The organism is Nonomuraea sp. NPDC050790 (assembly GCF_044456745.1).
GTDB lineage: Bacteria > Actinomycetota > Actinomycetes > Streptosporangiales > Streptosporangiaceae > Nonomuraea.
On record NZ_JBITGF010000010.1, the window covers coordinates 74269 to 97805 of the forward strand.

The 23537-nt window shown below is 71.4% G+C and carries 19 protein-coding genes; 7 read left to right on the forward strand and 12 right to left on the reverse strand.

Going from position 1 to position 23537, the window contains the following annotated elements; all coding sequences use genetic code 11:
* Positions 1-27 precede the first annotated feature (27 nt).
* Entirely contained in the window at positions 28-636 is a 609-nt protein-coding gene (locus ACIBEJ_RS41095; protein ID WP_397188377.1) for a hypothetical protein, read from the reverse strand.
* A 141-nt stretch (positions 637-777) separates the two neighbouring features.
* Here ACIBEJ_RS41095 and ACIBEJ_RS41100 point away from each other — a divergent pair, with 141 nt between their 5' ends.
* Positions 778-3270: a hypothetical protein gene (locus ACIBEJ_RS41100; RefSeq protein ID WP_397188378.1), complete on the forward strand. Its 2493-nt coding sequence runs from the start codon at positions 778-780 to the stop codon at positions 3268-3270.
* Here ACIBEJ_RS41100 and ACIBEJ_RS41105 read toward each other — a convergent pair.
* The 6 genes from ACIBEJ_RS41105 to ACIBEJ_RS41130 form a co-directional block, all read right to left on the reverse strand.
* On the reverse strand, positions 3267-4691 hold the full coding sequence (locus tag ACIBEJ_RS41105) for a DUF2079 domain-containing protein (RefSeq protein WP_397188379.1): 1425 nt from the start codon (positions 4689-4691) through the stop codon (positions 3267-3269). The genes ACIBEJ_RS41100 and ACIBEJ_RS41105 overlap by 4 nt on opposite strands.
* A gap of 71 nt (positions 4692-4762) precedes the next feature.
* Positions 4763-5413 carry a DUF2461 domain-containing protein gene (locus ACIBEJ_RS41110; RefSeq protein ID WP_397188380.1) on the reverse strand — a complete coding sequence of 217 codons (651 nt, stop codon included), beginning with the start codon at positions 5411-5413 and terminating at the stop codon, positions 4763-4765.
* Between the two features lie 30 nt (positions 5414-5443).
* Positions 5444-6961: a helicase HerA-like domain-containing protein gene (locus ACIBEJ_RS41115; RefSeq protein WP_397188381.1), complete on the reverse strand. Its 1518-nt coding sequence runs from the start codon at positions 6959-6961 to the stop codon at positions 5444-5446.
* A complete protein-coding gene (locus tag ACIBEJ_RS41120; protein ID WP_397188382.1) occupies positions 6958-7683 on the reverse strand; it encodes a polysaccharide deacetylase family protein in 726 nt (241 codons plus the stop codon). Before ACIBEJ_RS41120 ends, ACIBEJ_RS41115 begins: the two co-directional genes overlap by 4 nt.
* 90 nt (positions 7684-7773) lie before the next feature.
* Positions 7774-8043: a hypothetical protein gene (locus ACIBEJ_RS41125; RefSeq protein WP_397188383.1), complete on the reverse strand. Its 270-nt coding sequence runs from the start codon at positions 8041-8043 to the stop codon at positions 7774-7776.
* A 120-nt stretch (positions 8044-8163) separates the two neighbouring features.
* Positions 8164-8739 (reverse strand): helix-turn-helix domain-containing protein, encoded by a 576-nt coding sequence (locus tag ACIBEJ_RS41130; RefSeq protein WP_397188384.1) that lies wholly within the window; start codon positions 8737-8739, stop codon positions 8164-8166.
* A gap of 88 nt (positions 8740-8827) precedes the next feature.
* Here ACIBEJ_RS41130 and ACIBEJ_RS41135 point away from each other — a divergent pair, with 88 nt between their 5' ends.
* Both ACIBEJ_RS41135 and ACIBEJ_RS41140 read left to right on the forward strand, forming a co-directional pair.
* Positions 8828-9661 (forward strand): EamA family transporter, encoded by an 834-nt coding sequence (locus ACIBEJ_RS41135; RefSeq protein ID WP_397188385.1) that lies wholly within the window; start codon positions 8828-8830, stop codon positions 9659-9661.
* Positions 9662-9740: 79 nt separating this feature from the next.
* Positions 9741-10646, forward strand: a complete 906-nt coding sequence (locus ACIBEJ_RS41140; protein ID WP_397188386.1) for an anti-sigma factor RsbA family regulatory protein — start codon at positions 9741-9743, stop codon at positions 10644-10646.
* Here the strand turns inward: ACIBEJ_RS41140 and ACIBEJ_RS41145 are convergent.
* Entirely contained in the window at positions 10623-11207 is a 585-nt protein-coding gene (locus ACIBEJ_RS41145; RefSeq protein ID WP_397188387.1) for a sigma-70 family RNA polymerase sigma factor, read from the reverse strand. The genes ACIBEJ_RS41140 and ACIBEJ_RS41145 overlap by 24 nt on opposite strands.
* Before the next feature lie 247 nt (positions 11208-11454).
* Here ACIBEJ_RS41145 and ACIBEJ_RS41150 point away from each other — a divergent pair, with 247 nt between their 5' ends.
* Complete coding sequence (locus tag ACIBEJ_RS41150; RefSeq protein WP_397188388.1) at positions 11455-12528, forward strand: PLP-dependent cysteine synthase family protein; 1074 nt, start codon at positions 11455-11457, stop codon at positions 12526-12528.
* Here the strand turns inward: ACIBEJ_RS41150 and ACIBEJ_RS41155 are convergent.
* Positions 12525-13496, reverse strand: coding sequence for an ABC transporter substrate-binding protein (locus ACIBEJ_RS41155; RefSeq protein ID WP_397188389.1), 972 nt, complete (start codon positions 13494-13496; stop codon positions 12525-12527). The two genes, ACIBEJ_RS41150 and ACIBEJ_RS41155, sit on opposite strands and share 4 nt — an antisense overlap.
* Before the next feature lie 95 nt (positions 13497-13591).
* On the opposite strand from ACIBEJ_RS41155, the gene ACIBEJ_RS41160 reads away from it, so the two are divergent.
* From ACIBEJ_RS41160 to ACIBEJ_RS41170, 3 genes are read left to right on the forward strand one after another with little or no spacing between them, the layout of a single operon-like run.
* The gene (locus ACIBEJ_RS41160; RefSeq protein ID WP_397188390.1) at positions 13592-14623 is read left to right on the forward strand and encodes a FecCD family ABC transporter permease; all 1032 of its coding nucleotides are present in this window, start codon (positions 13592-13594) and stop codon (positions 14621-14623) included.
* Positions 14620-15672, forward strand: coding sequence for a FecCD family ABC transporter permease (locus tag ACIBEJ_RS41165; protein WP_397188391.1), 1053 nt, complete (start codon positions 14620-14622; stop codon positions 15670-15672). Before ACIBEJ_RS41160 ends, ACIBEJ_RS41165 begins: the two co-directional genes overlap by 4 nt.
* Positions 15669-16451 carry an ABC transporter ATP-binding protein gene (locus tag ACIBEJ_RS41170; RefSeq protein ID WP_397188392.1) on the forward strand — a complete coding sequence of 261 codons (783 nt, stop codon included), beginning with the start codon at positions 15669-15671 and terminating at the stop codon, positions 16449-16451. The genes ACIBEJ_RS41165 and ACIBEJ_RS41170 overlap by 4 nt, the downstream gene beginning before the upstream one ends.
* Here the strand turns inward: ACIBEJ_RS41170 and ACIBEJ_RS41175 are convergent, their stop codons facing one another.
* From ACIBEJ_RS41175 to smc, 3 genes are all read right to left on the reverse strand, one after another.
* Positions 16452-18113: a tetratricopeptide repeat protein gene (locus ACIBEJ_RS41175; RefSeq protein WP_397188393.1), complete on the reverse strand. Its 1662-nt coding sequence runs from the start codon at positions 18111-18113 to the stop codon at positions 16452-16454.
* 335 nt (positions 18114-18448) lie between these two features.
* Complete coding sequence (ftsY, locus tag ACIBEJ_RS41180) at positions 18449-19636, reverse strand: signal recognition particle-docking protein FtsY (protein WP_397188394.1); 1188 nt, start codon at positions 19634-19636, stop codon at positions 18449-18451.
* A gap of 54 nt (positions 19637-19690) precedes the next feature.
* Positions 19691-23368, reverse strand: coding sequence for a chromosome segregation protein SMC (gene smc / locus ACIBEJ_RS41185; protein WP_397188395.1), 3678 nt, complete (start codon positions 23366-23368; stop codon positions 19691-19693).
* Positions 23369-23537: the final 169 nt, after the last annotated feature.

Below are 23537 nucleotides of genomic sequence, written 5' to 3' on the forward strand. Positions count from 1 at the left end.
GGCGGCTGCCGTACCCCTGAGACGGTGTCACTCCAGTACCAGCCGCCGCTGTTCGCCCACCGGAGGCCGGGCCCAGGTCACCTCACCGTCGTCGATGAGCCCCTGGACCACCTCCCGCATGGGCACACCGGGGCGGCTCGCCACCTTGGCCAGGTCGATCATCAACGTGTTCTCGTCGTCTCCGGGCGCGATCACCGACACGTAGCCGAGGTCGGCGTCGCCGTACCAGCTTCCGAGGTTCTCGGTGACCTCGCGCACGGCGGCGAGCACCTCCGTGGAGGCCGCCCCGCTCAGGTGCAGGACGCCGGGCTGCGCGACCTCGACGCAGACCTTCATGAGTCCCTCGACCGCGCCCTCGGGGTCGCGCAGCGCGTTGTGGCTCAGGGCCGCGAAGCGCGCGGCCAGCACGTGCAGCGAGATCGCCCGCGGCGGGTCCGCGAGCGTCAGGATCCCGTGTTCCCCGTGGATGGTGAGCTTGCCGCCCCCTTCTTCGTAGGCGCGCAGACCGGTCATGAAGGCGGCCTCCGCCTGTGGGCTGAGTTGTAGCTGCCAGCCCCACTTCCGCTCGACCGGGAAGCGGCCGTCGTCGGCCGGTCCCTTCTGTTTGTCGCGGCGAAGCCGCCTGGTGATCCACACGATTACGCAGTCCCCTCTCTGCTCATCGGCACAAAGGGGGCAGATTAGCCCGATCTTGCAGCGGGCGGACCGGTGTAATCACACCGTTACCTAGGTTCGTGGAACATCAGCGGCCCCCCATGAATCATCCAAGGTGTGGGCTTGATCCGGATGGTCGTCGCGTACGCGCTCGCCGCCCTCTCCGCCGCGGCGATCATCTGGTGCACCCTGACGGCGATGCCGGTGGACCGGCCGCTGTCACGCGGGCAGCCCGACGGGTCGCGCCCGCTGCCCTCGGGCACCGCCGGCGAACGCCGGGCCACCACCGAGGTCACCATCACCAGGGCCACGCCCGCCGACCTCAGGCAGGTGCCCCCGGCCCGGATCGACGAGCGCCAGCACCAGGTCAGGGTGACGATCACCCACACGTTCCGCATGGACGAGAAGGACCCGCTCGCGGGCTGGATCAGGGGCAGCGTGCCCGCCGACCTGCGGGCGATCACCGACAAGGGACTCGGCGCGATCAAGGTGGGCGGCGGCTGGCTGGCGCCCACCGTCCGATACCCTGCCGCGCTGACCACCTCGGGCGGCAGGTCCACGGCGGAGTTCCGGGTGATCGTGCTGCGCCGCCTCGCCCGGGGCGAGGAGCTGACGCTGGAGTTCCAGCCACCCGGCGTCCAGCCGTCCCTGATCAACCAGCGCACGATCACGCTCTTCCCGACCGAGTGGACCGTCCTGCGCACCGCGGGCCTGGAGCCGGAGCGCGAGGAGGCCGAGCGGCTGCAGTTCACGGTGAACTACCAGGTCACCGTCACCCTCGTCCACGACTCCCACGGCTTCGTCGACCACGAGGAGGAGAAACCGGCCTTCTCCTGGGGCAGCGAGCTGGCCATCATCACCGCGATCCTGCTGATCGCCTTCCTGCTGCGCTCGCTCGGCCGTCCCTGGTGGCAGCGGCTGCACAACCGGGAGCTGTTCATCGGCCTCGTGCTGGCCGCGCCGCTGCTGGCCGTACCGTTCTATGCCAAGGGCCTGCAGGGACTGGCGTACGTGGTGATGTTCGGCGTCCTGCCCGCGATCGCGGTGCGGCACGCCAGCCGCATGGTGCCCACGCCCGCGCCCTGGACCACCCGCGACGCGCTCGCGGTGACCGCGCTCGGCGTGCTCGTGGCCTTCGGCATGTTCCTGTGGTCGGCCCGCCACGTCCAGCTCCACCCGCCGGAGCTCATCGCCGGCGTCGCCGTGGCCGCGCTGGCCGCCGCGGGCGCCGCGATCGCCTTCAGCGCCGACCTCGGCATCCGTTTCGTGGTGGTACGGCTGGCCGTCGTGGCCGCCGGCACCGCCATCGGCGCCCTGGCGCTGGCCCTGTGGTTCCGGGCGCTGCTCGACGACGTCTACCCGCCCGACAGCGTCCACCTGGTGCTGGGCCTGTTCTGGTCGCTGATCCCGATCGGCGCCGTCGCCGTCGTCACCAGGACGTGGTCGCGCGGCGCCGTCGTGGCCGCGGTCATCCTCAGCCTGCTCATGCAGGGCTGGCCCACGGAATGGCTCGACGACGGCTCCTGGAGCACGCCGGTCGGCCACCCCGGCCCCATGCTCGGCACGCTGGAGCTCACCCCGCTGCTGCGCGGCGTGCTCGGGCTGCTCCTGCTCGGCTTCGTGCTGCTGGTGCTGCGGCTGCGCAGGCTCGGCGGCGACCTCGGGGCCGTGCACCACCCCGCCGCCGTGGCCAGCGTGACCGTCTGCCTGATGGTGCTCTACCTGTCGCCCCGCGGCACCGGCAGCCTGCCCGACCTCGACGTGAGCGTGCCCCTGCTCTCGATCACCTCGGTCGTCGCGTGGATCTCCGCGTGGTGGCTGCTCGGGCCCGTGCCGGACGGGCTGGACGAGCCGCGTACCCATGACGAGCACCGCGCGATGGTCCGCCGCGCCCTGCACAAGCGGCACCTGCTCGTCTCCGAGCAGGAGCTCTACCGCGTCGGCCGCGGCAGGATCGGCGCGGGCGAGCTGTCGATGGGCGACTTCGAGCAGCAGCGGGAGGATCTGGAGACCGCTCTGGACGGCCACGGCCGCCACCCCGAGACCGCCTTCGCCACCAGCGCCGGCTGCACGCCCTGGCACAACGGCGTGCACGCCTTCGTGATCTGCCTCCTGCTGAGCCTGCCCTTCCTGTTCATGTACGGCCTGCCCGCCGGCCCCGACCTGGCCAGCTACCTCTTCGACGCCCGCTACCTGCTGACCATGCCCGCGTTCGGCTTCCTGTTCGGCTACTTCTACCCGCGCATCAGGGGCACGCAGCCGATGACGAAGGTCCTGCACCTGATGGCCGCCGCGCTGGTCACGGAGCTGTCGGCGTACCTGCCCGCCTTCGCCGAGCCGGACGTCTCCGCCCTGGACAAGGTCCAGTTGCTGGCGATCGTGGTCGGGCAGGTGGCGCTGGTCTACATCGCCCTCGGGCTGTTCTGGGAGTGGCGGCTCATGCATCTGGCCGGGGAGCCGTGGGGCCGGGTCAGGAACGTCCGCAGCCTGCGCAGCCTGGCCACGCCGCTGGTCGCGGTCCTGATCGCCGCGGTGACCACGGCCGCCACCTCGGCGGCCAGTCAGTCGGTCGACCGGATCCTGCGCGGCGACCAGGTGCAGAGCGGCGGGCCCTAGAGTCTCGGCTCCGGCCCCGGCCGGTGCAGCACGACGTAGGCGTCGCGGCGGAAGCGGATCTCGTACCCGCTCGCCACCAGCGCGTCGAGCCGGTCGGCCTGCTCCTGCGCGTTCTTGAACGGGAACACGCGCCGCCCGGTCTCCAGCACGACCCAGGGGGCCCACCGGGGCGTACGGTCGAGCAGCAGCACGCGGGCACGGCCGGTCAGCAACGGCCCGAGGTTGTTGGCCACCTCTGCCAGCGCCCCGTCGGGCACCGCGGCCACGGCCTCGGCGGCGGCCTGCTCCCGCGCGTCGCGCCGGTAGGAGCCGGGGTCGGCGAGCTGGGCCAGCGAGAAGAACGGCAGCGCCGCCAGCGCGAACACCACGATCCCGGCCACCCACGCCTTCCGCAGCCTGGGCAGGCGCCGCACGCAGTCGACCCCGGCCGCGAAGACCACCACGACCAGGAAGGCGTTGTAGTGGTACTCGGGCACCCACCAGTTGGGGAACGAGCTGGCCAGCATCCTTTCGGCCAGCAACGGCACCGCCATCAGCACCAGCGGCGACCCCAGCGCCGCCAGCAGCGAGACCCCGAGCAGGAGCAGCAGGGTCACCAGCTTGACCGGCGGCGTCCCCAGCAGCCCGAGGGCGGTGAGCGGATCGGTCACGATCGTCCGCACCGCGCCCGCCACCCCGTCGCCGAGCGCCCCGTAGGCCCAGTAGTAGTCGCGCCGCCCGCCGAACGCCGGGATGAGCACCTGCGAGGCCAGCCCCGTGAACGCCACCCCGCCGGCCACGAACCCGGCGCCGAGCGCCCGCCAGCCCGCCTGGGTGAGCAGCACCAGCCCGAACCCGGCGACCAGCAGCCCCATGTCCTCCTTGACGCACAGCAGGACCAGCGCGGCGACCACGACGGCGGCCTTCCGCCCCGCCTGCCGGCGTTCGAGCATGATCGCGGTGAGCAGCGGCACGAACGCCGCCTCGTGGAAGTCGAAGGCCACCGCCTCGACCACCGGCCACGACAGCGTGTACGCCACCGCCACCCCGTAGGCCGCCCCGGTCCCGAGCGCCCGCCGGGCGAACACCCACAGCGGCACCGCCGCCGAGGCCAGCAGCAGCGCCTGCGCGACCAGCAGCGTGCCGGGGCCGTCGTGCAGCCAGTAGAGCGGCGCCAGCAGCGCGAGGATCGGCGACCAGTGGTCACCGAGCACGGAGAACCCGGCGCCGAAGTCGTTGTGCACGCCCTTGACGATGGCGACCGGCAACCGGAACTCGGAGTAGGACCTGACCGCCTGATCGAAGATCACCAGGTCGTAGGCGCCGGCCTTGAGCGCGTGGACCCGCACGAACGACAGCACCGCGTAGACCACCGCGGCCACCCCGGCGATCGCCCAGATCCACAGCCACTCCCGCCGGGAGGGAACGCCGTCGCGGTCCACGCGCACTTCCTCCCACTCCCGGCCGAATCCCTGCAACGGTACCGGTGCCGGGAGCGCGCCGGGGACGGCCGTCAGCGGCGGGGCAGCTCCGAGCCGCGCACGTGCGTGGACAGCCACTCCACCAGCGGCCCGAAGTCGCGCCACGCCGCCCTGACCCGCGCCTCGGCCTCCGGCGTGTGGATCCACGGCTCGGGCTCGGCACGCACGCCGGCGTAGATGCTGCGGTGGCGCAGCAGGTCGAGGCGCGGATGATCCTCCGGCACGCCGCGCGGGCGGGTCTTCAGCCGGTCGCCGCCGATCTCGTAGCCCTGGGCCTGGAGGTCGGCGACGATCCCGGCCAGGGGCTTGCCCGACAGGTCCGCCGAGGCGGCCTCGCGGTAGCGGGCGACCTGGTCGGCGGCCTGGGTGTAGATGCCGCCCGCCAGGAACATGCCGGCGGCGCTGATCTCCACGTAGAGGCCGATGCCGGGCTGGGTGTCGACGAAGGCGCCCTGGTGGGTCTTGTAGGGGGACTTGTCCTTGGCGAAGCGCACGTCGCGGTAGGGACGGAAGAGCTGGGCCGCCCCGAACTCCGGCCCCAGCGCGTCGGTCAGGGCCAGCATCGGCGCCCTGACCGCCTCCTCGTAGAGGTGCTTGTGGCGGGTGAAGTACGCCTTGGAGTTGTCCGCCTCGAGGCCCTCGTAGTAGATGAACGCCTCGTCGGGGAAGCCGGTGAAACCCATGCGCTCCAGGGTGCCAGACCGGACCGACAGTCAGCGGCGGCGGCGGGCCGTACCGAAGATGGAGCGGCTGATCTCGCGGCCGAGCGAGCTGGCGGCGGAGCGGGCGAAGGACTTGAAGACGGACGAGCCGAGCACGCTCTCCAGCAGCGTGGGCTCCGCGCGGGCGGGTGGCGGCGGCGGAGGGCTGTCCGCCTCGGGCTCCAGGACCGGCTCGGGCGGGGCCGCCACCTTCGCGGCCAGGATCTCGTAGGCCGAGTCGCGGTCGATGGCCTGGGAGTACTTGGGACGCAGCGGGGAGGCGGCGATCACGCCCTGCACCACGGCGGCGTCCGCGGGCGCCATGCGCGAGCGCGGGGCCTGGATCCGGGTCCAGGCCACCGGCGTCGGGATGCCCTTCTCCGACAGCACGGTCACGACCGCCTCGCCGATCCCGAGCTGCGTGAGCACCTCCTCCAGGTCGTAGGAGGAGTTGGGGAAGGTGGACACCGTCGCCTTAAGCGCCTTGGCGTCCTGCGGGGTGAAGGCCCGCAGCGCGTGCTGGACCCGGGCGCCGAGCTGGGCCAGCACGTCGGCCGGCACGTCCTTGGGCGTCTGCGTGACGAAGAACACGCCGATCCCCTTGGAGCGGATCAGCCGCACGGTCTGCGTGATCGAGCGCAGGAACGCCTTGGAGGCGTCGTTGAACAGCAGGTGCGCCTCGTCGAAGAAGAAGACCAGGCGCGGCCGGTCCGGGTCGCCCACCTCGGGCATGCCGCTGAACAGGTCCGCGAGCAGCCACATGAGGAAGGTCGAGAACATCGCCGGACGATCCTGTACGGCCGGCAGTTCCAGGATCGACACCATCCCCCGCCCGTCGGGCGTCACCCGGAGCAGGTCGGCGGTGTCGAACTCCGGCTCGCCGAAGAACTGGTCGGCCCCCTCGGCGGCGAAGTTCACCAGCGCCCGCAGGATCACCCCGGCGGTCTGCTTGGACAGCCCGCCCACGCCCTTGAGCGCGTCGGGGTTGTCGAGCAGGTACTGGATGACCGCCCGCAGGTCCTTGAGGTCGAGCAGCGGCAGCCCCGCCTGGTCGGCGAAGTGGAAGATGAGCCCGAGCGAGGACTCCTGGGTGTCGTTGAGCCCGAGCACCTTCGACAGCAGCGTGGGCCCGAAGGCGGTCATGGTGGCCCGCAGCGGGATGCCGTCGCCGATGCCGCCGAGCGCGTAGAACTCGGCAGGGCACGACTGTGGCGACCAGATCTGGCCGATGCCGGCGGAACGTTCCATCAGCTTGGCGGACGGGTCGCCTGGCTGGGCCATGCCGGACAGGTCGCCCTTGATGTCGGCCAGGAACACCGGGACGCCGGCGGCCGACAACTGCTCGGCGATGACCTGCAGCGTCTTGGTCTTTCCCGTGCCGGTGGCGCCGGCGACCAGGCCGTGGCGGTTGAGCATGCGCAGGGGCAGGCGTACCTGGGCCTCGGGGCGGCCCGCGCCGTCCACGACCAGGGCGCCGAGGTCGATGGCGGGCTCGTCGAAGGTGTAGCCCCTGATGATGTCGTCGATCATCGTTCGGTGTACTTCCTGCCTGGTGCCGGCGGCTTGCCGTACAACTCGGAGACGGTGACGAACGCGAAGCCCCTGCCCGCGAACGTGTCGAGGATCTTGGGCATGGCGTCGACGGTGGTGCGGTGGATGTCGTGCATGAGGATGATCGATCCGGGTTTGGCCTTGACCGCGCGCCGGGCCACGACCGAGGCGTCGCGGTCGCGCCAGTCGAGCGTGTCGACGTTCCAGAGGATTTGGGCCAGTCCCTCGCGCCGGGTGGCGGCGGCCACGGAGGCGTCGGTCGACCCGTACGGCGGCCGCATGAGCGTCATCCGCACCCCGGTCGCCCGCTCGACCACGTCCTGGGTGTGCTTGAGCTGGTAGCGCAGCCCGCTCTCCGACAGGGTGGTGAGCTGCTCGTGGCTCCAGGAGTGGTTGCCGAGCTCGTGCCCGTCCTCGACCATGCCGCGCATGTTGCCGTGCCGGTCGGCGGCGACCATCTGGCCGACGACGAAGAACGTCGCCTTGGCGGCGTGCCTGCGCAGCATGCCGAGCAGCCGCGCGGTGTGCTCGCCCGGCCCGTCGTCGAAGGTCAGCGCGACGCACTTGGACTTCTTGCAGTCGATCCTGCGCCTGCCCGGCCAGTCGAGCTGCATCGAGGTCAGCTTCCTGGCCAGGGCGCCCGGGTCGACGGGATCGGGGTCCGGCGGTCGCATCGGCAGCGCCGACACGACCCCGGCCATCGGTTGCACGTGCGCGCACCCCGCCGTCAGCATCAATGCCAACGACCAGCCCCACCAGCGCATATTCCCCCCGGATACGCGACGGGGGCACTATGGGTAATCGCCGGCCGAGTCCCCCCGCAGTTCCTTGGCCAACTCGTCCCACCAGGCTGGGACATCGGCCTGCAGTTCCGCATAGCGACGCGCCACTCTTATGGCACATCCAACCGGATCCGTACCCAAATGCCGACGTTTCACCGCTCCTTCCTGCCAGCGGTAAAGACCATCCTCGAATCGCACGACCAAGCCGATCCACACCGGCAGGGTCACGTCGTCTCCCATTTCATAGGCGGTGGTCACACCGAGACCGTGCAGTTCCATCCGGAGTTTCTCCGTGGCCGCTCGGGCCTCGTTCACGGGCACCTCCAGTTGACCGAGTGCACCCCCCACACCGAGGAGTAATCATCGGACTCCGGGCGGTCATCCGGAAGGCATTCGCCGTTATTGGTCGTGAACAACGCGCGGCTCGGCCACCACCATGATCATTCTGACCTCTTCTGTCCCGTTGTTGGCATAGCGGTGGGGCCGGTCGGCGGTGAACAGGGCGGCGTCTCCGGTGCCCACCGTGTGGTTCTTGTCGTACACGGTGAGGGTCAGCTCGCCGGCCAGCACGGTGATCATCTCGCGGGTGCCCGGCGGGTGGGCGTCGCCGTCGTGGTGCTCGCCCGGGGCCAGCCGCCAGTCCCACAGCTCCAGGATCAGCGGCTCGTCGGAGCCGACCAGCAGCATGGCGCGCGAGGCGCCCATCTCGAAGCTGACCACGTCGTCCTTGCCGATGACCCGCACGACCGGCACGTCGGCCACCTCGACCAGCCGCGCCACGGTGACGCCGAGGGCGGAGGCGATCCGGGTGAGCGTGGAGACGCTGGGGTTGGTCCTGGCCTGTTCGACCTGGACCAGCATTCCCCTGCTCACGCCCGAGCGGGCGGCCAGCGCGTCGAGCGTCAGGCCCCGATGGGCCCGCTGCGCCCGCACGTTGTTGGCGATGGCCGCGTTGATCGTCTCCGGATCTTCCATGCAGTGCAGTCTAGTGAACAAAAAGTGTAGCCTGTCGCACTCTACACAATGTACTTTTAGTTCAACTGAGTGAACTGGAGGCTGTGACATGACTGCGGTGATCCTCGCGACCGTCTGCGCGGTGGTGTACGGCACGGCCGACTTCTGCGGCGGCCTGGCCACGCGACGCTCGCGGGTGCTGGCGGTGGTGGCGCTGTCCCAGGTCGCCGGCCTGGCGCTCATCCTCGCCCTGCTGCCGCTGCTGCCCGGCCTGTTCGACCAGAAGGCGCTGTGGTGGGGCATGGGCGCGGGCGTCGCCGGCGCCGCCGGGCTGGTGCTCTTCTACCGCGCGCTGGCCACCGGGACCATGTCGGTGGTCGCGCCGACCACGGCGGTCACCTCCGCGACGCTGCCGGTGGTGTTCGGCCTGGCCACGGGTGAGCGCCCGGCCCCGCAAGCCCTGGTCGGCATCGTCCTCGCGCTGGCCGCGGTGATGCTGGTCAGCCAGGACCGCGGCGCGGGCAAGGGCGCTTCGCCCGGGTCGGTGCTGATCGCCCTGGCCGCGGGGGCGGGCTTCGGCGGCTTCTTCATCCTGCTCGACCTGTCGCCCGACGGCGCCGGGCTGTGGCCGCTGGTCGGCGCGAGAATCTCCTCGGTGACGCTGGTAGTGCTGCTGGCCGTACTGGCCAGGCGCTCGCTTCGGCCCACGGCCGGCTCGTGGCGCATCATCGCGCTGGCCGGTCTGCTCGACATGGCGGCCAACGTCCTGTTCCTGCTGGCCAAGCAGGAGGGCATGCTCAGCCTGGTCGCGGTGCTGGTCTCGCTCTACCCGGCCAGCACGCTTCTGCTGGCCAGATACGTGCTGGGCGAGCGGCTGCACACCATTCAGGTGGCCGGGGTCGCCTGCGCTCTCGGTGCGGTCGCGCTCATAGCCGTTGCGTAGCCCACCGGCCGCTTGCTACGTTTCGGCCGTGCACCCCGCGCGGGCACAGGCCAATCACGAGTCGCTACGGCACATAGGGATGCCCTACGACTCCGATGAGAGCTTCCTGCGCCTCGTCCTCCCCCGCGTGCGGGCCGCCCTCGACGAGGGCCGGCGGGTGCTGGCGGTCACCTGCTCGCGCAAGCTGCGCCTGCTGGCCGACGCGCTGGGGCGCGACGCGGGCCGCATCGACAGCCGGATCGCCGCCTCCTGGTACGCGCATCCGCACCGCACGCTGGCCGCCTGCCACGAGTACGCCAGGGACCTCCCGACGCTGATCGTCGGCGAGCCCTCGTGGCAGGGCAGGAGCGAGCGGGAGATCCGCGAGTGGATCCGCTACGACTCGGTGCTCAACGCCGCGCTCGGCCCCGCGCCCGCGATCATGGTCTGCCTCTACGACGTGCGCACGGCGCCGGCCGCCGCGCTCGACTACCGCGCCGTCACCCACCCGTTGCTGGCGAGCGTGAACGGCGAGGCCGCCAGCGACGCCTTCGTCGAGCCGCACGACCTGATCCTGGACGGCGACCGCCACCCGCTGCCCGACCCCACCGGCCAGGTGACCTCGGTGGGCTTCACCGCCCACGAGCTCAAGCGGTTCAGGCAGGCGGTGGCCGACTACGCCAGGGCGGCGGGCATGGAGCGCGGCCTGGTCGCCTCGCTGGTGCTCAGCGTCTCGGAGATCGCCGCCAACTGCGTCGAGCACGGCGCCGGCCACGGCTCGATCAGGATGTGGGTCACGGGCAGGGAGCTGGTGTGCGAGATCGCCGACCCGGGCGGCGCCCTGGACGACCCGCTACCGGGCTATATACCACCTGAGCCCGAATCCCCTCGGGGATACGGGCTCTGGATCAGTCGTCAGCTCTGCGATCTGGTGGAGATGCGGGACGATGCCGGAACGCTCCGGGTCCGCCTCCACATGGGCCTAGGCGGCCCGCTGGGCGGGTAGGCGCACGGCGCCTTCCTCGATCGCGTACTCCTCGAGCATGGTGCGCAACTGCTTGCGGCCGCGGTGCAGCCGGGACATCACGGTGCCGATGGGGGTGCCCATCCGGTCGGCGATCTCCTTGTAGGCGAAGCCCTCGACGTCGGCCAGGTAGACGGCGACGCGGAAGTCCTCGGGCAGCGCGCGCAGCGCGTTCATCACGGAGCTGTCGGGCAGTCGCTCCAGGGCCTCGGTCTCGGCGGACTTCAGGCCGGTGGAGCTGTGCGACTCGGCCGCGTGAAGCTGCCAGTCCTCGACCTCCTCGGCGGCCGAGAGCTTGGGCGAGCGCTGCTTCTTGCGGTAGTCGTTGATGAAGTTGTTGGTGAGGATGCGGTGCAGCCACGCCTTGAGGTTGGTGCCCTCGCGGAACTGGTGGTAGGACGTGTACGCCTTGGCCACCGTCTCCTGGACGAGGTCCTCCGCGTCGGCGGTGTTGCGGGTAAGGCGCATCGCGGAGGCGAACAGCTGCGAGGTCACGGGAACGACATCGCGCTCGAACCAGTCCTGACGCTGCTCTTCGGTCATCGTGATCAAATCATTCCCCCTTGCGCTATCCCCCGTTTCGGCACGAGCCGCCAGACAGCAGCTCCATGCTCGCAAAGCCCTCGTAAGGGCCGCGTTAAACGGTTCTGCCTGGTCAGGGAGGTGAACAGTCCTACTGCTCGCGGCGTGCGTAGTCACGTCCACGGCCGGACTAGTCTCATTATCGTAACACTATCCACCCATTTCCGCAGATAAAGTGGCCAGTGTCACATGAGATAGCGTATGGACCATGGACTTCGTCGACCGCCACGATTCCGGCGCCCGGCACTGGGTGGCCGAGGCCGTCCGGACGGTCGAAGCTGACACCAATCGCAGTAGTGACACCCATCTCCACGTCTTTCCGCTGCCCGCGCGATGGGGCGTAAACCTCTATATGAAAGACGAGTCGGTGCACCCGACGGGTTCACTCAAACACCGGCTCGCCCGCTCTTTGTTCCTGTACGGCCTCGCCAACGGCTGGATCGGCCCCGGAACCACGATCGTCGAGGCGTCCAGCGGCTCGACCGCGGTCAGCGAGGCCTACTTCGCCCGCCTGATCGGCCTGCCGTTCATCGCGGTGATGCCGGCGACCACCTCCCCCGAGAAGATCGCCCTCATCGAGTTCTACGGCGGCAAGTGCCACCTGGTCGACGAGCCGTCGGCGATCTACGAGGAGTCGCACCGGCTGGCCGCCGAGACCGGCGGCCACTTCATGGACCAGTTCACCTACGCCGAGCGGGCCACCGACTGGCGCGGCAACAACAACATCGCCGAGTCGATCTTCAGCCAGCTCTCATTGGAGCCGCACCCCGAGCCGGCCTGGATCGTGGTCGGCGCGGGCACCGGCGGCACCTCGGCCACGATCGGCCGCTACATCCGCTACCGCCGCCACCACACGCGCCTGGCCGTCGCCGACCCGGAGGGCTCGGCCTTCTACCCGGCCTGGGCCGAGCGCGACTGGACGAGGACCGCGACCGGCTCGCGCATCGAGGGCATCGGCCGCCCCAGGGTGGAGCCGTCCTTCCAGCCGGACGTGATCGACCGCATGATCCAGGTGCCCGACGCCCGCTCGGCCGCCGGGATGCGCTGGGTCCACGAGGTCACCGGCCGCCCGGTCGGCGCCTCCACCGGGACCAACATCGCCGCCTGCGTCGACCTCATCAAGGAGATGCGGGCCGAGGGCGACCAGGGCAGCGTGGTCACGCTGATCTGCGACGGCGCCGAGCGCTACGCCGGCACCTACTGCGACGACGCGTGGCTGGAGGCCCAGGGCCTGGACGTCCAGCCGCATCTGGCCGAGCTGCGCGCCTTCCTGGGCGGTTAGGCGTCCCTGGCCGGGTCCACGGCGAAGAACTTCGCCAGGTCGTCCAGGATGCCGTGCGCGCCCTGGATGCCGACCGCGCTCATCCAGGTGAGGTCGGCGACGTCGTGCTTGGCGCCCTTGAGCTTGTTCCACAGCGGGTTGGTGACGAACTTCTGCTTGGGCGCCTCCGCCGTCGGGTCGGCGTAGGTGGAGACGAAGATGTGGTCGGCGTCCAGCTCGGCGATGCGCTCCTGGCTGATCGGGACCATGATCTGGTTCGGGTCCTTCGGCTGACCGGCCGGACGCGGGAAGCCCACGTCCTTCAGCACGACGCCGGAGTAGGAGTTCTCGACGTAGAGCCGGACCTCGGGCTCGCCGGCGAAGCGGACCACGGAGACGGTGGGCAGCTTGCCGTCCTTCTCCTTGATCGCCGCCCCGATCTTGCCCGCGCGCTCCTCGAACTTCTTGAGCGTCTCCTCGGCCAGCGACTCCTTGCCCAGCGCCTGGCCCATGAGGACGAGGTTCTGCTTCCAGATGGCGCCGGTGGTCTCGCTGAAGACGGTCGGGGCGATCTTGGCGAGCTTGTCGTAGAGGTCCTTGTGCCGGACCTTCGCCGAGACGATCAAATCAGGCTTGAGCGCCATGATCTTCTCAAGGCTGGGCTGCTCCAGCGTGCCGACCGGGGTGGCCTCCTTGCCGTACTCGGCGGCCACGGCGCCCAGGTAGGCGGGCAGCTTGTCGTCGATCGCCCGATAAGTCGTGTAGCCGACGACCGGCGTCTGCAACGTCAGGACCGCGTCGACGAAGCTCTGGTCGAGCGCGACGACGCGCTTGGGCTGCGTCGGGATCTTCGTCTCGCCCATCGCGTGCTTGATGACGCGGAACGGCGCCTGCGCGCTCTCAGCGGCCTTGGGAGCCTCGGCCTGCCCGCCGCAGGCGGCGAGCCCCATCGCCAGTACGGCTACCGCGACCGCACGGAACGCTTTCATGATGTCCCTCTCCGATTAAGGTAACCCTAAATTAGGTTAGCCCTGCCTAAGCTGGCATACTTCACCAGGATCGGGCAAATGAGTAGGAGGAAGGCATGGTGGCGACCACCGCCGTGAAGCTTCCTCGGATCCGTCAACGCCGCCTGACCTGGCTGATCGGGCTGACGGGGGTACTCGTGCTCGCGATCGTGCTGAGCATTACCATCGGCGCCAAGGCGGTGCCGATCACCGGCGCCTGGCACGCCCTGACCTCGCCGACCGGCACCGAGAGCGACATCATCATCCGCTCGCTGCGGGTGCCACGCACCGCGCTCGGCATCCTGGCCGGGATCGCCCTCGGCGTCGCCGGCGCGCTCATGCAGGGCCACACCCGCAACCCGCTCGCCGACCCCGGCCTGCTCGGCGTCACCCAGGGCGCCGCCTTCGCCATGGTCGCCTCGATCATCTTCCTCGGCGCCTCCAGCCTGCTCGGCTACATCTGGTTCGGCCTGGCCGGCGCGCTCGTCGCCAGCGTCGGCGTCTTCGCCCTCGGCATGGTCGGCGGGCGCGGCGGGCCCACCCCGGTCACGCTCGCCCTGGCCGGCACCGCCGTCAGCGCCTTCCTCTACGCCCTCACCTCGGCGATGGTGCTGCTCGACGAGCAGGCCATGGACGTCTTCCGCTTCTGGCAGTCCGGCTCCATCGCCGCTCGCGGCTCCGAGGTGGTCTGGCAGGTGCTGCCGTTCGTGGCGGCCGGCCTGATCCTGGCCCTGATGAACGCCTCCGGGCTCAATGCCCTGTCCCTGGGCGAGGACGTGGCCCGCAGCCTCGGCCAGAACATCGCCCTCACCAGGGCGGTCGGCGTCGCCGCCGTGACACTGCTGACCGGCGCCGCCGTCGCCGCGTGCGGCTCGCTGTCGTTCATCGGCCTGATCGTGCCGCACCTGGCCCGCCGCGTGTCGGGGACCGACCATCGGTGGCTGCTGCCGTACTCGGGGCTGATCGGCGCCTCGCTCCTGCTGCTCGGCGACGTGATCGGCCGCGTCGTGGCCCCGCCCGGCGAGCTGGAGGTCGGCGTGGTGCTCGCGCTGCTCGGCGCGCCCTTCTTCGTGGCGCTGGTCCGCCGCAGGAAGCCGGTGCGGCTGTGACCTCCCACGCGCTCAGACTCGCCGGCCTGTCCTGGCAGGTACGGCTGCGCGGCGTCGCCGTCACGTTCGGCGGCATGGTCCTGCTGGTGCTGCTCATGGCGCTGAACATGCGCATCGGCGACCTGCCCATGTCGCTCCAGGAGGTCTTCGGCGCCACCTTCGACGCCGCCAGCCCCGCCCACTTCGTCATCATGGAGCTGCGCCTGCCCAGGGCGCTGACCGGCGCGCTGGTCGGCGCGGCGCTGGCGCTGTCCGGCGCGATCATCCAGTCGATCGCCCGCAACCCGCTGGCCAGCCCGGAGATCCTCGGCGTCACCACCGGCGCCTCGGTCACCGTGGTGGCCGGCGTGGTGGTCAGCGGCAGCGTCCACGGCGGCGTCAGCGGGCTGCTGTCCACCGTGGGCATGCCGGTGCTGGCCCTGCTGGGCGGCCTGCTCGGCGCCGTGATCGTCTACGGCCTGGCCTGGCGCCGCGGCCTCGACGGCTACCGCCTCGTCCTGGTCGGCATCGGCGTGGCCGCCGTCTTCACCAACGTCAAGTACTGGCTGATGACCATCGGCGACGTCAACGACACCGCCCAGGCCATGGTCTGGATCAGCGGCTCGCTCAACGGGCGGGGCTGGGAGCACGTGATCCCGGTCGCGCTGGCGCTGGCCGTGCTGATTCCGCTGACCCTGCTCGGCACCCGCTCGCTCAACGCCCTGCGCTTCTCCGACGACACCGTCACCGCGCTCGGCGTGCGCATGAACCTGTCCAGGGCCCTGATGATCCTGGCCGCGGTGCTGCTGGCGGCCGTGGCCACCGCCTCGGCGGGACCGGTGGCCTTCGTCGCGCTGGCCTCTCCCCAGATCGCGCTGCGGCTGATCCGCTCGGCCCAGCCGCCGCTGCTGTCGTCGGCGATCGTCGGCGCCGTGCTCACCGCCGGCGCCGACCTGCTCGCCCGCACCGCCTTCTCCCCCATCGAACTGCCGGTCGGGGTGGTCACGGCCGTGCTCGGGGCACCGTATCTGATCTACCTTCTGATCCGCATCCGTAAGGGGCGCACATGAGACTGCAGGCCGTTGACGTCAAACTCGGGTACGGCGACCGCGTCATCGTGGACGGGCTCGACCTCGGAGTCGAGGCGGGAACCGTGACCACGATCATCGGTCCCAACGGTTGCGGCAAGTCCACGCTGCTGCGCGCCCTCGGCCGGCTGCTCAAGCCGGCCGGCGGCGAGGTGCTGCTGGACGGCAAGAAGATCTCCACGATCGCTACCAAGGAAGTGGCGCGGATCCTCACCGTGCTGCCCCAGTCGCCCTCGGCCCCCGAGGGCCTCACCGTCGCCGACCTCGTGGCCAGGGGCCGGCACCCACACCAGACCTGGTACCGCCAGTGGTCCTCCGACGACGAGAAGGCCGTGGGCGTCGCGCTGCACATGACCGGCCTGTCCGACCTCGCCGAGCGGCCCCTGGACGAGCTGTCCGGCGGGCAGCGGCAGCGGGCGTGGATCTCCATGGCGCTGGCCCAGGGCACCGACCTGCTGCTGCTGGACGAGCCGACGACCTTCCTCGACCTGGCCCACCAGGTGGAGGTGCTGGAGCTGGTGCGGCATCTGCACGCGCAGGCCGGCCGTACCATCGTGATGGTCCTGCACGACCTCAACCTGGCCGCGCGCTACGCCGACCGGCTGGTGGCGATGCGCGACGGCAGCGTGGTCGCGGCGGGCACCCCGCACGAGGTGCTGACCGAGGAGCTGATCAGGGAGGTCTTCGACCTCGACTCCAAGGTCATCACCGACCCCGTGGCCGGCACCCCGCTGGTCGTCCCGATCGGCTCGCACCGCTAGCTACCGGCCGAGCTCGCGCTGGACGTCCGGGTCGTCCGGGTCCAGCAGCGCCGCCCTGGCCAGGTCCGCCCGCGCCTCCCGCTCACGTCCCGCCGCGCGCAGCGCCAGCGCCCGGTTGAACAGCAACTCCATCTTCTCCCCCAGCTCCAGAGCGCGCGTCAGGTCCGCGACCGCCGCCTCGTGCGCGCCCTCCTCGAACGACAGCCCGCCGCGCCCCGCCCACGCCGCCGCCAGTCCGCCGTCCAGCTCCAGCGCGCCGTCGAAGGCCGCCCTGGCCGCCGCCCGCCGCCCCGCCGCCTGCTCGACCTGCCCCAGCACACACAGCAGGTACGGCTCCCGCGGCGTCAGCCCCAGCCCCGCCACCACGTCCTCCCGCGCCCCGGCCTGGTCCCCGAGGGCGATCCGCAGCCCGGCCCGGTTGACGTACGCGGGCGCGAACCCCGGATCCAGCTCCAGCGCGTAGTCCAGGTCGGCCAGCGCGCCGGCCAGGTCGCCGCGCGCGTAGCGGACCTCGGCCCGGTTGTAGTACGGCTCGGGGAAGGGCGGGCTGACCCGCATCGCGCTCTCGTAGTCGGCGACCGCCTCGTCGAGCCGCCCGAGCCTGTGCAGGAGCGTGCCGCGGTCGAGGTAGTAGTCGGGGTAGCCGGGGTCGGCGGCGATCGCGGCGGCGTAGTCGGCCAGCGCCTCGTCCGTGCGGCCCAGGGCGCCGAGGAGCTGGCCGCGGTTGGCGCGCAGCACCAGCCGGTGGATCGGGTGCAGGTCCGGCGGCAGGTCGCGCTCGGCCAGCTCGACGGCCCGCTCGACCAGGGTCAGGGCGGCGGCCGGGCGGCCCCGCCGTACCTCGATGAGGGCCTTGCCGTTGAGGTCGAAGCCGAGGTGGAAGGCGCGCTCGCGGCGGTCGGGCAGCAGCGAGGTGATGGTGATCGCCTCGTTGATCCAGGCCAGCGCCTCCTCGGGGTCGCGCAGGCCGGGGTCGTGGTGGCGGACGTACAGCATCGCGATCGAGCAGGCCACGGTGGCCCGGTGGCGGGGCTCGGTGCTCACCCGCCTGGCCGTCTCGTACAGCCGCCTGGCCTCGCCCTCGCGGCCGATCGCCTCCAGCGCGGCGGTGGTGCGGTGCAGCAGCGTCCACCAGCGCTCGGGGTCGTCGTCGTGTCCGAGCCGGGCCAGCTCGTCCAGCCCGGCCTCGGCCATGGCGTGGTGGAAGCCCTCGTCGCGGAAGCGGTCGTAGTCGGCGGCGAACGGCCCCTCAACCGGCCGCCCGGCCACCTCGGTGATCTCCAGCTCGGGTACGCGCCGCCGCAGCACCTCGACCAGTTGGGCGTCGGTCGGGTCGGCCTCGGCCAGGTTCGCCACCGTGACGGCCAGCGGCCCGGTCCCGGCCAGACAGTCGCGGACGAACTCGGCCAGCCCGTTGGCCAGCCGCAGCGTACGCCCCGCGCCGGGGATCAGGATGCGCTGCTCGCGCGGCAGGTCGTCGGCCAGGGAGCCCCGGCGGCGCGGCACCAGGGACGCGAGGTGCGGCGCGGCGGCCCTGATCTCGATGTCGTGGGCGGCCACCAGCTCGGGCCGCGCCACCGGCACGAGCGCGTCGAGGAGCGCGGCTCCGAACGTGTAGGGACCGCGCGGGCGCCGGTCGGCGTCGATGGTCGGAAGGTTCACCAGGTCCGTCTCCAAGCCGAAGGGCGGCCCGCGTCCCCCCGCTGCGGGAGACGCGACCGCCCTTTGAGATCAGTTCTTGTGCCGCGGCGCGTCGACGCCTGCAGGCTTTACTGTTCCCGGCTTGTGAACGACGACCTTTTTCATTCTTGCCCTTCCACTCCGCACACACCTCATGACGCGGACGTTCCGAATGCGTCCGCGATCTCTGGGTGACCGACTCATGTGAACACACGGCCAAGTCGGAGATCAAGACCTGCGGGGTAAGGGTCATTACCCACCAAATAAGGAGACGCTCCACGGAACCCCATGGAGCGTCCGAAAACCCACCAAAAGCCTCAGTCGTCACCCAAGATCGCGTCGACGAAGACCTCCGGATCGAACGGCGCCAGGTCGTCGGGACCCTCGCCCAGCCCCACCAGCTTGACCGGCACCCCCAGCTCGCGCTGCACCGAGATCACGATGCCGCCCTTGGCCGTGCCGTCGAGCTTGGTCAGCGCGATGCCCGTGATGTTGACCACCTCGGCGAACACCTGGGCCTGCCGCATGCCGTTCTGGCCGGTCGTGGCGTCGAGCACGAGCAGGACCTCGTCGACCGTGGCCTTCTTCTCGATGACGCGCTTGACCTTGCCCAGCTCGTCCATGAGCCCGGTCTTGGTGTGCAGGCGGCCCGCGGTGTCGACGATCACGACGTCCGCCTTGTCCGCGGTGCCCTTGGCCGTCGCGTCGAAGGCCACCGACGCGGGATCGCCGCCCTCGGGCCCGCGCACGACCTCGGCGCCCACCCGGTCGCCCCAGGTCTGCAACTGCTCGGCCGCGGCGGCGCGGAAGGTGTCGGCGGCGCCGAGCACGACCTTCTTGCCGTCGCCCACGAGCGAGCGGGCCAGCTTGCCGGTCGTGGTGGTCTTGCCGGTGCCGTTGACGCCGACGACGAGCACGACCGCGGGCCGTTCGCCGTGCTTGGCGATGTGCAGCGTCCGGTCGAGGTCGGGGTTGACCTGCGTCAGCAACTGCTCGCGCAGCAGCCCGCGCACCTCCTGCGGCGTACGGCTGCCCAGCACCTTGACCTTGGTCTTCAGCTCCTCGACCATCACCTGGGTCGGCGCGACGCCGACGTCGGCGGTGATCAGGCTCTCCTCGATCTCGTCCCACACCTCGTCGTCGAGGCGGTCGCGCGAGAGCAGCTCCAGCAGGCCGCGGCCGAGCGCGCTCTGCGAGCGGGCCAGCCGCGAGCGCAGCCGCACCATCCGGCCCGCCGACGGCGGCGGCACCTCGACCTCGGGCTTGACCTCTGGCTTGGGCTCGGGCTTGACCTCGGCAGGAGGCGGCAGGGTGGTGGTGGCGCCATCGGGCTCCTCACCACCTCCGGCGGGCCGCTTCTCCTTCTCCTCGGGAAGCGGGATCGTCTCCGGCGGCTCGACCGGCGGCGCACCCTTGCCACCCGGCCTGAACAGCAGGAAAAGGCCGCCTGCCGCCAGCAGGGCGACGACGACCACGATCACGATGATGCCCAGGTAACCATCCACAACAAGTCAGTTTTCCAGATCGGCCCGCATGCTCGCGCCCTCGGCACGGGCGCGTCAGGCGCTCTCGCGCTCCCGCAGCCGCTGACTGACGACCTGGGTGACGCCGTCACCCCGCATGGAGACGCCGTAGAGAGCGTCGGCGATCTCCATCGTGCGCTTGTTGTGCGTGATCACGATGAGCTGCGAACTCTGCCGCAACTCCTCGAAAAGCGTCAGCAGCCGCTGCGTGTTGGTGTCGTCGAGCGCCGCCTCGACCTCGTCCATCACATAGAACGGCGACGGCCGCGCCTTGAAGATGGAGATCAGGAACGCCACCGCCGTCAGCGACCGCTCGCCGCCCGACAGCAGCGACAGCCGCTTGACCTTCTTGCCCGGCGGCCTGGCCTCGACCTCGATGCCGGTCGTCAGCATGTCGGAGGGGTCGGTGAGCACCAGCCGCCCGTCGCCGCCGGGGAAGACGCGGGTGAAGATCTGCTCGAACTCGCGGGCCACGTCCTCGTAGGCGGAGGCGAACATCGCCTCGACCCGGTTGTCGACCTCCTGGACGACGGTCATCAGCTCGCGCCTGGTCTTCTTGAGGTCTTCGAGCTGGCTGTTGAGGAAGGCGTGGCGCTCCTCCAGCGCCGCGAACTCCTCCAGCGCCAGCGGGTTGACCTTGCCGAGCTGGTGCATCTGCTTCTCGGCGATCCTGGCGCGCTTCTCCTGCTCCTCCCGGACGTACGGCGTCGGCGGATCCCCTGGGACCGGAGCCTGCGGGCCGTACTCGGAGATCAGCGCCTCTGCTTCCACGCCGAACTCGTCGAGCGCCCGCTGCTCCATCTGCTCCAACCGGAGCCGCTGCTCGGTCCTGGCCACCTCGCTGCCGTGGACCCGGTTGACCAGCTTGTCGAGCTCCTGCGACAGCTCGCGCACGCGCAGGCGTACCTGCTTGAGTTCGGCGTCGATCGCGACCCTGGCCAGGTCGGCCGCGTCGCGCTCGCGCGAGGCCAGCTCGATCGAGCCGGCCAGAGTCGCCAGCACCCGCTTGGCGCCCTTGGCCACGGCCTCGGCCACGACGGCCTGCCTGCGGCGCCTGGCCCGCTGGGCGGCGGCCTGGGCGCGCTCCTGGCGCTCGCGCTCAGCGGCGCGCAGCAGGCCGTCGGCCCTGCCCTCGATGCCCTTGACCCGCTCCTCAGCGGTGCGGACCTGCAGGCGGGTCTCCATCTCACGCTGCCTGGCGAGGTTGGTGGCCTCGGCCAGCTCGTCACGGGTGTCGGTGGTGGGCTCGGACTCCAGCTCGCCCGCGTACTCGGCCTCGGCCAGCCGGATCTCCAGCTCGGCCACCTCTTCGAGCGCCTCGGCCCGCGCCTCCTCGGCGGTGGCCACGCTCTTGGCCAGGCGGGCGGCCTCGTCGGCGGCGGCCTGGGCGGCGGCCTCGAGCTGGGCCAGGCGCTTGGCGGCGGCGGCGTTGCGCTGGTCGGCCTCCCGCTGCCTGCCCCTGACCTGGTCGAGCGTGCCCTGGGCGGCGCTGAGGCCGGACTGCGCGGTGGTGACGGCGGTCTGGGCCTCGGTGACGCGCGCCTGGGCGGCTTCGAGCCGGGCCTGAGCCTCGTGCTCGGCCTCCACGGCCGCCTCGAAGCCGGCGGCGCTCTGCTCCGCGGTGACCTGGGCCGCCTCCAGGTCGGCGGCGGCCTGGTCGAGGGCAGCGCGCATCTGCAGGACCGACGAGCCGCCCACCGCGCCGCCGTCGGCCAGGTGGACGCCCACCAGGTCGCCCTGCCTGGTCACGGCCCTCAGCTCGGGCCGGCGCTCGACCAGCGCCTTGGCCGCGGCCAGGTCGTCGGTCACCACGACACCGGCCAGCACGTGGTCGACGGCCGCCCTGAGATGGTCGGGCACGGTCACCAGCTCGGCCGCCCACACGCCGGGCCCTTCGAGTGCGGGCCGGGATGCGGCGCGGCCCTCGCCCGCGATCAGGATGGTCGCGTGGCCGCCCTCCCCCGCGCGCAGGAGCTCGAAGGACTCCACCGCGGTGTCGAGCGACTTCACCGCGATCGCCTCGGCCACCGGGCCCAGGACGGCGGCCACGGCCAGCTCCGCGCCCGGCGCCACGGTCAGGTCGGCGGCCAGCGGCCCGAGGATGCCTGCCAGTCCGGCCTCCAGCAGCGTGGCGCCGCCGTCGGCGCCTTTGCTCAGGCCGAGTTCGAGCGCCTCGCGCCTGGCCTGGAGGCTCGCGACGGCGCGCTGGGCCTGCTGGTCGGCGGCGCGGGCCGTACCCACCGCCGAGGTGGCGGCCTTGAGCGCGGCGCGCGGGACCTCGAGCCCCGACCTGGACTCCTCCACGGCGGCGCGGGCCTCGTCGGCGACCGCCTTGGCCTCCTCGACCAGAGCCTGCGCGGTGGCCAGCTCCTCGGCCAGAGCGGGGTCGGCGGCGGGCTCGGCGCGCTGCCGCTCCTCCAGCTCCAGCCGTCCCGCCCGCTCGCGCTCGGCGGCGTCGAAGACGGCCTGCGCCAGGCGGCCGATCTCCTCGTCGGCGGCACGGGCCCGGCTGCGCGCGGAGTCGACCTTGCCGCGCAGCCTGGCCAGGCCCTCGCGGCGGTCGGCCTGGGCGCGCGCGGCCATGGCCAGGCGCTGCTCCTCGCCGCTCAGCGCGGCCTCGGCCTCGGCCCTGCGCTGGACGGACTCCTCCAGCAGCTCCTGGGCTTGCTCCAGCTCGGCGTTGAGGATGAGCTCCTGCTCGCGGGCCGACGCGGCCTCGCGTTCCAGTTCCTCGGGGTCGCGGCCGCGCCGTTCGATGGCCGCGGCGTCCACGGCGTGGCGGTGGCGTTCGGCGGCGAGCTGCTCCAGCCCGCTGATGCGCTCGCGCAGGGACGAGAGCCGGAAGAAGGTCTCCTGCGCGGCCGACAGCCGCGGCTGGGCCTGCGCCTCGGCCTCCTCCAGCGCGGCCTCGCGCTCCTGGCCCTGCGCCAGCTCGGTCTCGACCTGGGTACGGCGGGCCTGGATCGCCGCCTCGTCGGCCGCCTCCCTGCGCAGCGTGTCGCGCAGGATGCCGACGTCGTCGGCCAGCAGCCGCAGCCTGGCGTCGCGCAGGTCGGCCTGGATGACGGCGGCCTTGCGGGCGATCTCCGCCTGGCGGCCCAGCGGCTTGAGCTGGCGGCGCAGCTCGGTGGCGAGATCCTGGACCCGGGTGAGGTTGGCCTGCATCGCGTCGAGCTTGCGCAGCGCCTTTTCCTTGCGCTTGCGGTGCTTGAGCACGCCCGCGGCCTCTTCGATGAACGCCCGGCGGTCCTCGGGACCGGCGTGGAGCACGGCGTCGAGCTGGCCCTGGCCGACGATGACGTGCATCTCCCTGCCGATGCCCGAGTCGGACAGCAGCTCCTGGATGTCGAGCAGGCGGCACGTGTCGCCGTTGATCGCGTACTCGGACTGGCCGCTCCTGAACATCAGGCGGCTGATCGTCACCTCGGTGTAGTCGATCGGCAGCGCTCCGTCGGAGTTGTCGATCGTCAGCGTGACCTCGGCGCGGCCGAGCGGCGGCCGGCTGGAGGTGCCGGCGAAGATCACGTCCTCCATCTTGCCGCCGCGCAGCGACTTGGCGCTGTGCTCGCCCATGACCCAGGCCAGGGCGTCGACGACGTTGGACTTGCCGGACCCGTTGGGGCCGACGACGCAGGTGATGCCCGGTTCGAGGCGCAGCGCGGTGGCCGAGGCGAACGACTTGAATCCACGCAGGGTGAGGGCCTTCAGGTACACCCCGATGACCCCCCTCCCGTGGACTGCGTTCCGGAAAGCCTACTGGTCTCTGCCCTTGGGCTCGTGCTAAGAACCAGTCTGCGATACGGCAAGACGGGTGAGGGCGGTTATCCGCGCGTGTCACGACACCCGCGGATCGCCAACGTGAACTAGATGAGAAATGTGGACA